The 13,195-nt window shown below is 53.4% G+C and carries 10 protein-coding genes and 1 tRNA gene; 8 read left to right on the forward strand and 3 right to left on the reverse strand.

Annotated elements, in window-relative coordinates:
* Positions 1-157 precede the first annotated feature (157 nt).
* Positions 158-403: a hypothetical protein gene (locus ACZ5D1_RS12725; protein ID WP_011368702.1), complete on the reverse strand. Its 246-nt coding sequence runs from the start codon at positions 401-403 to the stop codon at positions 158-160.
* Between the two features lie 58 nt (positions 404-461).
* Here ACZ5D1_RS12725 and ACZ5D1_RS12730 point away from each other — a divergent pair, with 58 nt between their 5' ends.
* Together ACZ5D1_RS12730 and ACZ5D1_RS12735 are read left to right on the forward strand one after the other, a co-directional pair.
* A complete protein-coding gene (locus ACZ5D1_RS12730) occupies positions 462-3,164 on the forward strand; it encodes a DUF927 domain-containing protein (RefSeq protein ID WP_464555063.1) in 2,703 nt (900 codons plus the stop codon).
* A 166-nt stretch (positions 3,165-3,330) separates the two neighbouring features.
* Positions 3,331-3,660: a hypothetical protein gene (locus ACZ5D1_RS12735; RefSeq protein WP_011368704.1), complete on the forward strand. Its 330-nt coding sequence runs from the start codon at positions 3,331-3,333 to the stop codon at positions 3,658-3,660.
* 330 nt (positions 3,661-3,990) lie between these two features.
* Here the strand turns inward: ACZ5D1_RS12735 and ACZ5D1_RS12740 are convergent.
* Positions 3,991-4,082: transfer RNA gene (locus ACZ5D1_RS12740), tRNA-Ser, on the reverse strand.
* 92 nt (positions 4,083-4,174) lie between these two features.
* The gene (locus tag ACZ5D1_RS12745) at positions 4,175-5,833 is read right to left on the reverse strand and encodes a response regulator (RefSeq protein ID WP_011368705.1); all 1,659 of its coding nucleotides are present in this window, start codon (positions 5,831-5,833) and stop codon (positions 4,175-4,177) included.
* Positions 5,834-6,026: 193 nt separating this feature from the next.
* Between ACZ5D1_RS12745 and rfbC the strand changes: the two genes are divergently transcribed.
* From rfbC to qrcD, 6 genes are all read left to right on the forward strand, one after another.
* Entirely contained in the window at positions 6,027-6,584 is a 558-nt protein-coding gene (gene rfbC, locus ACZ5D1_RS12750; RefSeq protein WP_011368706.1) for a dTDP-4-dehydrorhamnose 3,5-epimerase, read from the forward strand.
* 20 nt (positions 6,585-6,604) lie between these two features.
* Positions 6,605-8,047: a mannose-1-phosphate guanylyltransferase/mannose-6-phosphate isomerase gene (locus ACZ5D1_RS12755; protein ID WP_455696883.1), complete on the forward strand. Its 1,443-nt coding sequence runs from the start codon at positions 6,605-6,607 to the stop codon at positions 8,045-8,047.
* Between the two features lie 140 nt (positions 8,048-8,187).
* Entirely contained in the window at positions 8,188-8,817 is a 630-nt protein-coding gene (gene qrcA, locus ACZ5D1_RS12760) for a menaquinone reductase multiheme cytochrome c subunit QrcA (protein WP_011368708.1), read from the forward strand.
* Positions 8,818-8,833: 16 nt separating this feature from the next.
* A complete protein-coding gene (gene qrcB / locus ACZ5D1_RS12765; RefSeq protein WP_027182451.1) occupies positions 8,834-10,903 on the forward strand; it encodes a menaquinone reductase molybdopterin-binding-like subunit QrcB in 2,070 nt (689 codons plus the stop codon).
* A 12-nt stretch (positions 10,904-10,915) separates the two neighbouring features.
* Positions 10,916-11,683 carry a menaquinone reductase iron-sulfur cluster-binding subunit QrcC gene (qrcC, locus tag ACZ5D1_RS12770; RefSeq protein ID WP_011368710.1) on the forward strand — a complete coding sequence of 256 codons (768 nt, stop codon included), beginning with the start codon at positions 10,916-10,918 and terminating at the stop codon, positions 11,681-11,683.
* Positions 11,684-11,688: 5 nt separating this feature from the next.
* Positions 11,689-12,945: a menaquinone reductase integral membrane subunit QrcD gene (qrcD, locus tag ACZ5D1_RS12775; RefSeq protein ID WP_011368711.1), complete on the forward strand. Its 1,257-nt coding sequence runs from the start codon at positions 11,689-11,691 to the stop codon at positions 12,943-12,945.
* Positions 12,946-13,195: the final 250 nt, after the last annotated feature.

A 13,195-nucleotide genomic window follows, 5' to 3' on the forward strand; every position in this document is an offset into this window, starting at 1 on the left:
GTATCCAAAGAGGTAATATAGCCGTGAAATCGGGATGAATGACATATGGCGGGTTTGAAACCACCCTTAGGCAAGCGCTTTTATTCTAGGCAGTTGAGTTTTATACGGTGTTCTCATATCATGAGACAGAAAAAAACGGACGGGGACAGTTATAATATCAGCTAGTTTTTTCAAGCTGCTGCAGCCACCATTCAAGGATTTTGTCACGAACTACAAGAACTTTGCGGGTTCCATCGCGCAAGAAGCAGTCCGTAGGTATTTTTTTATGTTCCGGTAAATCTTTATTTGCCCGAATATTCTGGATGGTACGCCACCGGAGAGCATTGCCTGTTAGACGGTCAATCTCTACACCGGCAAAAATTGGTGGAAGGTACTCTTGTAGTTGCTGCTTTAATTCGTTCATAGTCATCTCCGCTTAGTTGTATTGTCTATACAATCCGTTGCAGAGATGTTTTTTTATCGTGTCGCTCATTCTCGATGGAGCTTTTATGCCCCCCAAAAATGGACGTTATCGTATTTACATTAATGCTCTCGGAAAAATGATGTACTGCCGTGACACATTAGATGAAATACGCAACATTATGCGTTACAGCGCAGTGCTTATCAGCATACACAGCCTGATATTTCAGCAAGACAAGCTTATACGTATATGTGGCGATATCCATCTCAGGTGGAGCCTGTATAGCGGCTTTGAGTATTACACGGATTTCAAGGGGGAATTCAGACATACCACCTTAAAGCCTTTTGAAAAAACACGCCTAGCACTTTTTTTTCGACAAATGGCGATACCTGTTGAATACCCCAGATACTACTGCGACGATAACCACCTTGTGCATGTTTTTATCCCTGAAAAAGCATTCAGTACTCCGTGCAATACGACCACACGATTAGAAGTTGATTTTAGCATTTTCAGATTTCTCAGGTGTTATCAGCTAGACATAACATTTTACGACCATGAAGGAGAACGTCTGCCATTTTATCCTTGTCAACAAGCTCTTATGTCTACGCCTGAGCTGCCTTCTAAGTTTTTTTGGCAAACAACTGATATCTTCAATGAAGAGCCGCCTGAGAATGTTTCTGCAATACCCATGAATTACGACAGGTCCTTGCTTTGCGAGCACTATTGGCCTGATAACAAAAAAAGACTTGATTTATTGAATTTATGCCCTGTCCTATATAATGGGGGTCGCCAGATTGCAGAACTATCAAGTGCTGAAATTGAGCTGCTATTATCAATACTCTGTAAAAAGAAATATATCCAGTGGCTAGTACGTAATTTTAGTACAAGCAATGCTCCTGAGGGTGTTCTTTACGACCTTTTTGAAAAGGCTATCGGCCAAAAAAAAACATGGAATCCGCCCTTCTGCATTGAAATTAACAAATGGCTACGCTCAAGAAACTCTCGTTTGCAATGTTCTGGCAACTGTGGCGTCACAACGCCGTTAGCACTAATGTTTAAGGAGCCGTTTTTTCGCGAAGAGTTTAGGAAAAAGTACAGCCCAACCAATGATACATTGTTTCAAGTCGCATCAGACGGCGTGTATAAAACAACCTCCTCAGGCAAAAAGCGAGAGCTCATCCTATCCCGCCCCCTATGGATTTCTTACGGAATTAAAGGGGGGCTTGGGCAGGGCAACGGATTTCAGCTGGCATTCTATAATGCAATGGGATCATACTGTGAGGTAACTATAGCCAATGATAGTTTCTTAGGCCCAACCCTGTTTAAGGTATTAGAGCAGCACGGATTAGAAATTCCCAAAAGTCCCAAATGTCGTTCTATGCTGCGGGAATATATGAAAACCATCCGTGTAAAATTGCTGTGCGATGCTACTATGGTAAGCTCATGCGGATGGCAGCAAGTGCCGTCCGGCATTACTGTATTTGTTCTTCCTTCTACGTCGTATAGCAGCCGCTCTCCTGACTTCCGGTATATAGCCCCGACAAAATGCCTGCCAGAATTCGGTACTCATGCCCCCAACACAGCGAAAACGACATACTCGTCTCGAGTGCGAATAACCGCTAGCAGCATGTTAGCGAAGACTGCATCTTTCGCTGCTCCGCTGCTTCGCATTCTTAAACTGCGTGGGTTCTGCCTGTATTTTTATTCAGATAACGCCAATGAAAGGCAAAATATATTAAAGGCGGCTGCAGCAGTCTGGGAAAAAAGTTACGGTTCAGTAACCTACACACTCCCCATCAGTGCTAAGAATATCCCTGAGTTAAAACGCATCCACAGAGACTCTGCCATCTGCCTTGATTTGCCCGATTCCGAACATGAAGGTAACTTTCTAGCTTTTGTCCGACGCTTTTTACACGGTCGAAAAGGAAAAGATGGAAAAGAGTGTGGGGTCATAATTGCTGTAGGTAAAAGGCCATTGAAGTCTGCTAGTGATACTGTGGGACGATGCCAAATAGTATCATCACAAAGCGGAAAACGCGGTCCCCGTGACGTACTTGTTTTGTCAATGCCGTATAACGACAATGACCCGGACCTTACACTCTCTCAAGTGCAAACCCATGGAGAAAGTCTACTCAGAGCTTTGGTTTCTTTTTCTAAGGATGACGAAAACACACTCAGAAACAGGTTCAAAAAAATCCAAGACGAATGCAGGCCTAAAGGATGCAGTAACAACGTAAAGAAAGCTGTAGCAATTTTTTCGCTTTCTCTCCATTCGCTGCAACGATACCCTCAGCTATTTGTCAGTAAAATTTTAGGCAATAATACGGGCATGGCCGACAAGGTTATGAACCTGCTTTTAAGCGACATGCTTGACCCGCACGAGCATTTCAAAAAGTACCTACACAACCTTCATGCGCGGCAGAGCACAGCGTATTTGCTGCCCTCAAAAAAGCATCTCTTTCTATATCCAACCAAGCTTTTCCATAACTGCTGCGATACAGCGCACCAGAAGGCCTTTGTCCATTTTCTTCTCACTTGGAACATTTTAGTGTGCAAAAAAAGGGGGCAGACGTCATCTGTCGTCCACATTTCGGAAAAAGCAAAAAGTGTTCGAGGATACTTAATTTCCATTCAAAAGCTAGAGGAGCAGCTTTTGAAAATCGACCCTCAAAGCTATAGACAGCAATACATTGATCGTCTTCAAAGAGCCAAAGTTGCAAGAGTGAAGCAGAAGGAGGATAACACAGCCGATAAGAGAAAGTAGAGGAAGGCAACACAGGCATATGCGCAAATATCCAAAAAATCTCCTGACAATCATTTGTGTTATATTTTTTATATTTTTTTTGTAAGCGTAATTTCTTACAGAATTTAAAATGATTCTAAATCAATTACTCTTTCAAATAAAACAAGATTAAATTTTGAGGCACGTTATGCATAATAAAAACAAGATATTTGCTTCAGAAATTACCTATGACTTGAGGCAACATTTGGAGAGTAAAAAGGAATCCAAAAAAGAGGAGAGACAGTTCACTCTCCGGATCCCTACAAGCTATGCAGACAAGCTGAATGCTTTGGCTAAAGCAGAAGGTGTGAAGCCGGGAATATACCTGCAAGGAATGGTGATGGTGACTCTAGGCGCTCTTTCCAATGATGGGGAGAAAGTAGCCTCATGTTGTGCCGGGTGCGTAAAGCTGGAGGAGCGTATAGCCGCCCTTGAGGCCGTAATTCAACAGCAGTTTGAGAAAAAAGACGTACGGTAATCCCCTCGGACAGGGAAGATTCCTCCACGATCCGGAGCTTCTCATCCAGTGTCCAGCGTCGACGCTAGACACTGGTCACCAGTTCCACCGCTGGGTACTAGTTAGTACTATGCCTGATCATACCTCCAGCCCTATCTCCTAAGTAGGCCGAGGTGTCCGGTCGAAATGGGGGAATTACCGGGCTACTCAAAACGCATCCTCACACGTTCGCCCTATGCTCCCTTCACCATCATCCCAAAAGTGGGGACAGAATGGGGACAACGCAGCAAAACGCCCCTCTGGAACGACAAAAGGCTTACCCGATGAAAACCTGGTAAGCCTTTGATTTTGTGGCGGAAGGGGAGGGATTCGAACCCCCGGAGAGCGCAAACCCTCAACGGTTTTCAAGACCGCCGCATTAAACCGGACTCTGCCACCCTTCCGCGATATGAACTGCCATACGGCAGGAGTCGTCATATACAGCCGTGGCGGCAAAAGTGCAACCCTGTTGTCACACTGCCCTGCAGTTGCCGTATCAGCTTTTGCGCCGGGCCTGCAGGTGCCGGATAATCATACTGCGCAGATTGTCGGAGTTGATGGGCTTACCTATGTAATCGTCCATTCCGGCTTCAAGAAACTGCTCTCTGTCGCCTTTCATGGCGTGCGCCGTCATGGCAATAATAGGCACATCACTGGGGGTCTTCATACCCGTGGCAGCACGCACGGCGCGGGTCGCCTCCATGCCGTCCATGGCGGGCATGGCTATGTCCATCAGCACCAGATCAAACCGTGACCGTGTGAGTGCGGGAACCACCTCGCTGCCATCAGTCACGCTGACAGATTCGTACCCCTGCTTTTTAAGAAATTTTTCGATAAACATCAGATTCATGGGGTGATCTTCCGCCACAAGAATCCGCCCGCGCACCGGTGCAGGTTCTGCTGTGCGGCTGCGCACCCGTACGGGTTCCTCGTCCAGCACGGCTACGCCGAACCGTGCGGAGAACACAAAAGTACTGCCTTCTCCAGGCGTGCTGCGCACCTTGATGTCGCCGCCCATAAGACCGGTCAGACGTTTGCAGATGGCCAGCCCGAGCCCGGACCCCTGATGTCTGCGGGTAAACGACGCATCGGCCTGGGCAAAACTGTCGAAAATACGCTCCTGATGTCTCTCCAGAATGCCGGGACCGGTATCCTGCACGCTGAACTGCAGCAGAACATTTTCCGCTCCGCGCTCCAGCACTTCCACACTCAGCACCACCTGCCCCTGATCGGTGAACTTGAAAGCATTATCAAGCAGGTTAACCACAATCTGCCGCAGACGCAGCGGGTCACCGGACAATCCGTCCGGCACGTCGGGGGAAATGTTGATGGCGAACTCAAGGTTCCGTTCAGCGGCACGGTGCACAAACATGGTATGCAGTGAAGAAAGACGCTTGCTGAGACGGAAGACCTGCTGATCCAGCTCCACCATTCCGGCTTCGATCTTAGAAAAATCCAGAATATCGTTTATCAGCGAAAGAAGGGCTTCCGCAGAATTCTGCACTGCTTCGAGGTACTCCCGCTGCTCTTCATCCAGACTGGTTGTCATGGCCAGATCAAGCATGCCCAGCACGCCGTTCATGGGGGTGCGTATCTCATGGCTCATGGAAGCCAGAAATTCACTTTTCGCCCTGTCGGCAGCCTCGGCGGCCTCTTTTGCCACGCGCAGTTCGCGCTCCAGATTACGGGTGGCGGTCACATCGCGCACATATTCGGCCACCATGGTCACATCACCCTGCCCGTCACGCACGGGAAACACAGTAATGGAGCGAAAACTCTTCATGTCGGGGTTGTACATTTCCACAACACGCTGTTCGCCGGAATCGAACACATCGGGAATATAACAGTCTTCACAGTTGCGGTCGCCGTGGAAATGGCACTGATAACAGCGCAAACCGTGTTTGGTTCCGCCATGATGCTGCCAGCAGTCCTCGTTGGGCTTGCAATTGCTGAACATGACATTGCCGTCTCGGTCATGCACCGTCAGCATGTCGGGAATGGCTTTCAGAATATCCTTAAGCATCTGCCGCTCATGCAGCAGCTCCTTTTCACGCTGGCGCAGGCGCAGAATCTCCGCCTCCAGCGAACGGGAATCAGCGCCTTCGCCACAGGCCGCTATCGCTCCGCTTTCAGTCATCTCCTGACGTGATGCCATGTGTGTTTCCGCCTTCTGTTTGAAATCTGACAGCAGGGTTCTACACCATACGTACGCAACTGGGCAACTCGCCGGCCGGAATTCTCCTGACAGACCCGACGCTTTGTTCTTCAAAAGTCTTTGCTCTTCATGTATGCAGGGGCAAGCCATGCCTCGCGGCATGCCATACTTCCCGCCAGCATAGGAGTGGTTGATGGAGTTCATCCGGACAGAATTTCCGGGGCTGACATGTATCCGTCCACGGGTTTTTCATGACAGCAGAGGCTTTTTTCTGGAGTCATTCCGGGCACGCCTTTTTGCAGAACAGGGCCTGCCGGAAGAGTTTGTACAGGACAATCATGCCTGTTCTGCACAGGCAGGCGTGGTGCGCGGGCTGCACATGCAGCTGCCCCCCGCGGCGCAGGGCAAACTGGTATGGGTGACGCGGGGCAGCGTGTTTGATGTGGCGCTGGACCTGCGCACGGGATCACCCACATACGGTAAAGCCTACACAGCGGTGCTCAGTGCCGCAAACTTTCTGCGCCTGTTCATTCCCCGGGGCTTCGCGCACGGCTACATGACACTGGAACCCCACACCGAGTTCCAGTACAAAGTCGATGCCTATTACGCTCCGCAGGCAGAAGCCGGAATACGCTGGGACGATCCGGACCTTGATATCCCGTGGCCGGACATGGAAGCGGTGCTGTCTCCCAAGGATGCGGAGCTGCCCCGCCTGTGCGATTTCGCCTCCCCTTTTGTCTATGTTCCCTGAAACACAGGAGTACAGAAGCTATGAGTGAATCAGCCCCCTCTTCCGCCATGGAACGCTGCCACGCCGTCATTCTTGCAGGCGGTTCGGGCACGCGCCTGTGGCCTCTTTCCCGCGCGCTGTTTCCCAAGCAGCTGCTGGCGCTGAACGGTGAGCTTACCCTGCTGCAGCAGACAGTGAAACGCGCTCTTGATATTTTTCCCCCGCAGCGCATCCATATAGTTACCAACGAAGAGCACGTTTTCGAGGTTCGCGCACAGGCAAAAGCCCTGGATGCGGCGCTGGAAGACAATGTGCTGGCCGAACCCATGATACGCAACACCCTGCCGGCCCTCATGCTGGGGCTTAACGCCGCCATGAAGCAGGATGCCGCCCCCCTGCTGGCGGTCTTTCCTTCAGATCATATGATCCACAACGCCGCCAGCTGGCAGCATGCCGTGCAGGCAGGGGCGGAACTGGCCGCACAGAACCACTTTGTGACGTTCGGCATACCTCCGGCACATCCGGAAACTGGTTACGGATACATTCATCGCGGCGCCCGCATAGCAGACGGCTGTTACGCCGTTGAGGGCTTTGTGGAAAAGCCTCCCAGAGAAAAAGCCGAAGAATTTCTGCGCGGCGGTATGCATTTCTGGAACAGCGGCATGTTTGTGTTCAACGGCGAAGACCTGATAGCCGCACTGGAAACCTACCAGCCTGCGCTTGCCGCGTGGTGGAACACCCGCACCGCCACGTCATTGCGTCAGGGCTACAGTGCCATCCCCTCGCTTTCCATCGACTACGGCATTATGGAGCACGTTTCGCGCATCGCCGTGGTTGAAGCGGACTTCGGATGGGACGATCTGGGAAGCTGGGAAGCCATTTTCCGGCTGGGAGAAAAAGATGAACAGGGCTGCGTTGTTCAGGGCGACGCCATGGCCATTGACTGCGAAAACAGCCTGCTGCTGTCACGCGGGGGCAAGCTGGCGGCCATAGGGCTGAAAGATGTCATTGCCGTGCAGACGCGGGACGCAACCCTGCTGTGCGCCAAAGACCAGGTGCAGCGCGTGCGCGAGGTTGTCTCGCGCCTTAAGGCCGAAGGCAGCCCTCTGACGGAAGTGCACCTGACTGTGCACCGCCCGTGGGGCAGCTATACCGTGCTTGAAGAAAACGCCGGCTACAAAATCAAACGCATTGCCGTACACCCCGGCGCGCGGCTGTCGCTGCAGCGCCATTATCATCGCAGCGAACACTGGGTAGTCATTCAGGGAACGGCCCTTGTGCAGGTGGGGGACAAGGAAATGCTGCTTTCGCAGAACCAGTGGGCCGAGATACCTGAAACCGCTGTTCACCGTCTGACCAACCCGGGACGCATCCCGTTGGAAATCATAGAAATACAGACAGGGCCATATCTGGAAGAAGATGACATAGAACGCTTTGAAGACGTGTATGGCAGGCCCAAAGGAGGTAAGAACAAATCTAATTAAATCGTCATGTTGAAAAAACACATCCGGTAGTTCGTGAATTTTTTCACCTTGACACCCTTTTACCCTGTCGCGTACTAGTTCAACGTGGCAAGTGTGGGCATTTGTTATTCATCTTTCAAATAGCTAAGAGGCGAAGGGTTATGGAGGACAGGCATTTAGACAGTTCAGGCGACGGTAAATCCCGTTGCTGCCGCGGTAGTGCGGCCCCCTTCTTCGTCGGTCTGGTAGTTGCGCTCATCTTCGGGTGGTGGGTGTTTCCCGGAATGCTGTACAGCCAGAAGCATCAGCCGGTACGGTTCAGCCATCCCGTCCACGTGGAAAACGTGGGCATGGCCTGTTCCGACTGTCATTACTTCCGTGAAGACGGCACCTTTGCAGGTTTGCCCACCACGGAGGAATGTGCTTCCTGCCATACAGACGTCATGGGCTCCGACCCGGAGGAAGAACGCTACGTCGAGGAATATGTGACCCCCGGAAAAGAGGTCAAATGGCTGGTCTATCAGATGCAGCCCGACAACGTCTTCTTCAGCCATGCCGCGCACAGCGAAGAAACGTGTAACCAGTGTCACGACTTTTCCACGCGCGAGCTGTGCAACCAGTGTCACCCCGATGTCGCCGGAATGGATGATCCGCCGGTGTACAAAGAAAACAAGCTGACCAAGTACAGCTCAGAAACCATGAAGATGTGGGAATGCGAACGGTGTCACGCCCATCCCGACCATTACGGTGTGACCCGCTCCAGCAACGCATGCTTCGTGTGTCACAAGTAAAAAGGGGTGTGGTGTAATGGCACTGGATAGAAGAGGATTCATGAAGTTCGTCGCAGGCGGCACCGCCGGTATCATGGCTTCGCCCCTGCCCTGGAAACTGCTCGATGACGTGAGCATATGGACGCAGAACTGGCCGTGGATTCCGCGTAACATCGACGGAACCACAGAGTTTGTTCATACCGTCAGCAAGCTGTGTCCTTCTGCCGTCGGCATGAAGGTCCGCACAGTATCTGGGCGTCCGGTACGCGCTGTAGGCGACCCTGACCATCCGCTGAGCCTTGGCGGCATATCCGCCGTGGCCGCTGCGGAAGTGCAGATGCTGTACAGCCCCGCCCGCATGAAGCGCCCCCTGCGCAGAGCTGCGGACGGTGCCTATGTGGCAATCACATGGGATGAAGCGCTTGCCATGCTCGAAGAGCAGCTGAGCGCCGTAAAAGGCTCCGGCGATAAGCTGGCCTGCCTTTCCGGCGACGATAACGGCACCATCAACGAAGTGCTTTCCGGCCTGCTGGCCAAAGCCGGTTCGTCCAACTTTTTCCTTATGCCCGGCGAGGCACAGCCCGCACAGCGCGCATGGGAACTGATGGGCGGACAGGGCCAGCCCGGCTACGACTTTGAAAACAGCGATTATGTACTGGGCATAGGGGCCAACATCCTCGAATCATGGGGACCGGCCATCCGTCACCGTCACTTTTTCTCCGTGGCGCATCCGCACGGCGAAGAACCCGCGGTGCGTTACGTCTATGCCGGTCCCGTGCAGAACAATACCGCGGCAGGCGCCGACCAGTGGCTGCCCATCAAACCCGGAACCGAAGCTGTCTTCGCTCTGGGGCTTGCCCATCTGCTCATTAAAAAGGGCGCCGTGGCCAACGTGCCCGACTTCGGCGATTTCCGCGCATACACAGCAGAATTCACCCCCGCCAAGGTGGCCAGCCTGACCGGTGTCGATCCCAAAGCTCTTTCCAGAGTTGCGGACGAACTGGCCGCGGCATCGCGCCCGCTGGTGGTCACCGGTTCTGAATTCGATCAGGGCGCAGGCGCCGCTACGGCCATGGCCGGTTTTGCGGTCAACCTGCTGCTGGGTGCCGCCTCCGTCAAGGCGCTGCCCGTGGCTGACAGTGCCGTGCAGGGTGCCATGTCGCGCGCCCGCATGCTCCGTCAGGACTTCATCGCGTACCTGTCGCGCATCAACGCGGGTAAAGCCCCGGCACCGCAGGTACTTATTGTCCACGAAGCCAACCCCGCCTATGCTCTGCCGCAGGCGGACGATATGGCCAAGGTGATGGAAAAGATTCCCTTCAAGGTATCTTTCTCCACCTTCCTTGATGAAACAGCCATGATGTGCGATCTCGTGCTGCCCGTTCCCATGGGCATCGAGCGTCAGGATGATGTGAATACGCCTTACGGCTGCGGTCAGGTGACGTACTGCATGGCGCAGCAGGTCATCGAACCGCTGGTGGACGCCCGCCCCGCAGGGGATGTGCTGCTTTCCACCGCGGCCCGGCTGGGCATGGATCTGGGGCACAGATCATTCGAAAGTGTTCTGAAGGCCAAAGCAGCGGCCATAGGTGCCAACTACCGCAAGGTTTCCGCCGGTACGCCCTATGTCAGCAAGGCTGCTCTGCCCCTTACAGGACTGGCCCTGCGCCCCGATGTGCTCAAACAGACCGTGAGCCTGAGCAGTCCGGCAGAACCCTTTGCCATCGCTCCTGTTCACAAGCTGAACATAGGCACCAGCAACACCGCCACCCCGCCCTTCAACACAAAAACCATCCGCCGCTGGGAACTTCAGGGCGACGAGTTTTATGTGATGATGAACGCGGCCACAGCGCGCAAGCTGGGCGTTAAGCAGCATGACGCCGTTTCCCTGTCCAACAAGGACGGCTCCATCCGCGCCCGTGTGAACATATTCGAAGGTGTGATGACCGATACCGTGGCAGTGCTGCTCGGTTTCGGACACACGGCATTCGACGAGTTCAGCAAGGGCAAGGGTGCCAACGTCATGCATCTGCTTACAGCAGGATTCGAGCCGGTTACCGGACTTTCTGTCTGGAACCGCGCCGGCGTGAACATTGCCAAAGCATAAGGGAAGTACGTCATGTCCTCTAAAAAGGAATTCAAAATCAAATGGGGTATGGCAATAGACCTCGATAAATGCACGGGCTGCGGCGCGTGCATGGTCGCCTGCCAGGCAGAAAACAACATTGCCCCTGCTCCGGACGCAACCAACAAGCTGAAAACGCTCAACTGGCTTGTGGTGTACGAGCTGTCCAACAAGAAACCGTTTCCCGACCACGATGTGGCATACCTGCCGCGGCCCTGCCAGCAGTGCGGCAACCCGCCCTGCGTTTCGGTATGTCCTGTTATCGCCACCGACAAAAACGAAGAAGGCGGCATAGTCAGTCAGGTAACCCCCCGCTGTATCGGCTGCCGGTACTGCATGGCCGCCTGCCCCTACCATGCCCGCTACTTCAACTGGTACGATCCCATCTGGCCGGAAGGCATGGAAAAAACACTGACGCCCGATGTGTCTGTAAGACCCCGCGGCGTAGTGGAAAAATGCACCTTCTGCCATCATCGCATGATGGCTGCCAGAGACAAGGCAAGAGTGGAAGGGCGTGATCCCGATGCACTGGAAGATGGCGAATACATCACCTCGTGCACCGAGGCATGCCCCAACGGTGCCATAGTGTTCGGCGATCTGCTGAACCCTGACCACAAGGTGTATGAACTGTCGCGCAGCAAGTACGCCTTCCGGCTGCTTGAACGTCTGGGTGCCGACACGCAGGTGTACTACCTCAGCCGTCGCGAATGGGTCCGCCGTCTTGGCGACAACTATCTTGAACACGAAAAGGTCAAGGGGTAGCTCTCATGGAAAAGAACTACGATCTTCCCGTTGATCACGAGCTGTTCCCCGAGGGAACCAAACGCTGTTCCTTCAGCAAGTTCTCCGTATGGATGGCTGTCGTGGGTGTGGTGCTGGCGTGGGGCGTATACGCCGCCTTCCGCGTACTGCGCTACGGTCTTGGCGAAACAGCTCTTGACGACTACTTCGGTTTCGGCCTGTGGATCACCTTTGACCTTGCGGTCATCGCTCTGGGTGCCGGCGCGTTTTTCACCGGATTACTGCGCTACATCCTGAACATTGATCCGCTCAAACACATCATCAACCTTGCAGTTATCATCGGCTTTATCTGCTATTCCGGCGCCATGCTTATTCTGGTGCTGGATATCGGGCAGCCGCTCAGGGCATGGTTCGGCTACTGGCACGCCAACGTCCATTCCATGCTGACAGAAGTTATCTTCTGCATCACCTGTTACTGCATCGTACTGATAATTGAGTACATTCCCCTGATTCTTGAACAGCGTCAGCTGAACAAGATCCCCTTCCTGCATCATCTGGCGCACAACCTTCACGTTGTCATGCCGCTGTTTGCAGGTGTGGGCGCATTCCTTTCCACGTTCCACCAGGGTTCGCTGGGCGGTATGTACGGCGTGCTTTTCGGCCGCCCCTACGTACTGCGTGACGGGTTCTTCATCTGGCCGTGGACATTCTTCCTGTTTGTCATTTCCGCAGTGGGCTCCGGTCCGGTGTTCACCGTGCTTGTGGCCACGCTGATGGAAAAAATGACCGGCAAAAAACTGGTCAGCTGGGAAGTGAAGTCCCTCATGGGCAAAATAGCCGGTACCATGCTGGCTGTGTATCTGGTATTCAAGTTCGCCGACACATGGGCATGGGCTACCGATGTTCTGCCCCGTTCGGGTCTGACATTTGACCAGAACTTCTTCGGCACCATTTACGGCAAGTGGCTGCTCTGGGCCGAGCTGGGCCTGTGCGGGGTCATTCCTGCCATCATGCTGCTTACCCCCAGTCTGCGCAACCGTCCGGGCCTGTTCTATACGGCTGCCATTCTGGACTGCGTGGGCATCACCATCAACCGTTACGTCTTCACCGTTCAGGCGCTGGCCATGCCGGTCATGCCCTTTGACACGTGGGAAACGTACAACCCGAACTGGGCCGAGTGGGGAGCCAGTGCAATGGTCATCGCGTACGGTGCCATCATCCTGAGCCTCTCCTACCGCTATCTGCCTGTTTTCCCCCAGGAAAAGAAGCTGAACGCGGAATAGTCATGTCGAATTGAAAGCTTGAAGTCAGGCGGAGCGGGGTTGTCCCGCTCCGCTTTTTTATGCACAGCAAACGGTCTGCAGCGACAAAGTTTCATCATCACCACGTCCTCCGGCCCCTCACCTTGGCGCCTCCATGCCGTTCAGGGCATGCATCGACATCCTCCAACGAAATGCGTACCTGCAGACAACATTGTGCGGGCAAAGCAGGAGTATCCACCGCAGCAACGCAGCAGCTACCGGTCCTGTCTGT

It is taken from the genome of Oleidesulfovibrio vietnamensis (assembly GCF_055388115.1).

What these genes read in the sequence shown, in the direction of transcription:
- ACZ5D1_RS12725 (WP_011368702.1), bottom strand. Translation starts at nt 403, where the DNA reads ATGAACGAATTAAAGCAGCAACTACAAGAGTACCTTCCACCAATTTTT.
- ACZ5D1_RS12745 (WP_011368705.1), bottom strand. Translation starts at nt 5,833, where the DNA reads ATGGCATCACGTCAGGAGATGACTGAAAGCGGAGCGATAGCGGCCTGT.
- qrcD (WP_011368711.1), top strand. Translation starts at nt 11,689, where the DNA reads ATGGAAAAGAACTACGATCTTCCCGTTGATCACGAGCTGTTCCCCGAG.
- rfbC (WP_011368706.1), top strand. Translation starts at nt 6,027, where the DNA reads ATGGAGTTCATCCGGACAGAATTTCCGGGGCTGACATGTATCCGTCCA.
- ACZ5D1_RS12735 (WP_011368704.1), top strand. Translation starts at nt 3,331, where the DNA reads ATGCATAATAAAAACAAGATATTTGCTTCAGAAATTACCTATGACTTG.
- qrcA (WP_011368708.1), top strand. Translation starts at nt 8,188, where the DNA reads ATGGAGGACAGGCATTTAGACAGTTCAGGCGACGGTAAATCCCGTTGC.
- qrcC (WP_011368710.1), top strand. Translation starts at nt 10,916, where the DNA reads ATGTCCTCTAAAAAGGAATTCAAAATCAAATGGGGTATGGCAATAGAC.
- ACZ5D1_RS12755 (WP_455696883.1), top strand. Translation starts at nt 6,605, where the DNA reads ATGAGTGAATCAGCCCCCTCTTCCGCCATGGAACGCTGCCACGCCGTC.
- qrcB (WP_027182451.1), top strand. Translation starts at nt 8,834, where the DNA reads ATGGCACTGGATAGAAGAGGATTCATGAAGTTCGTCGCAGGCGGCACC.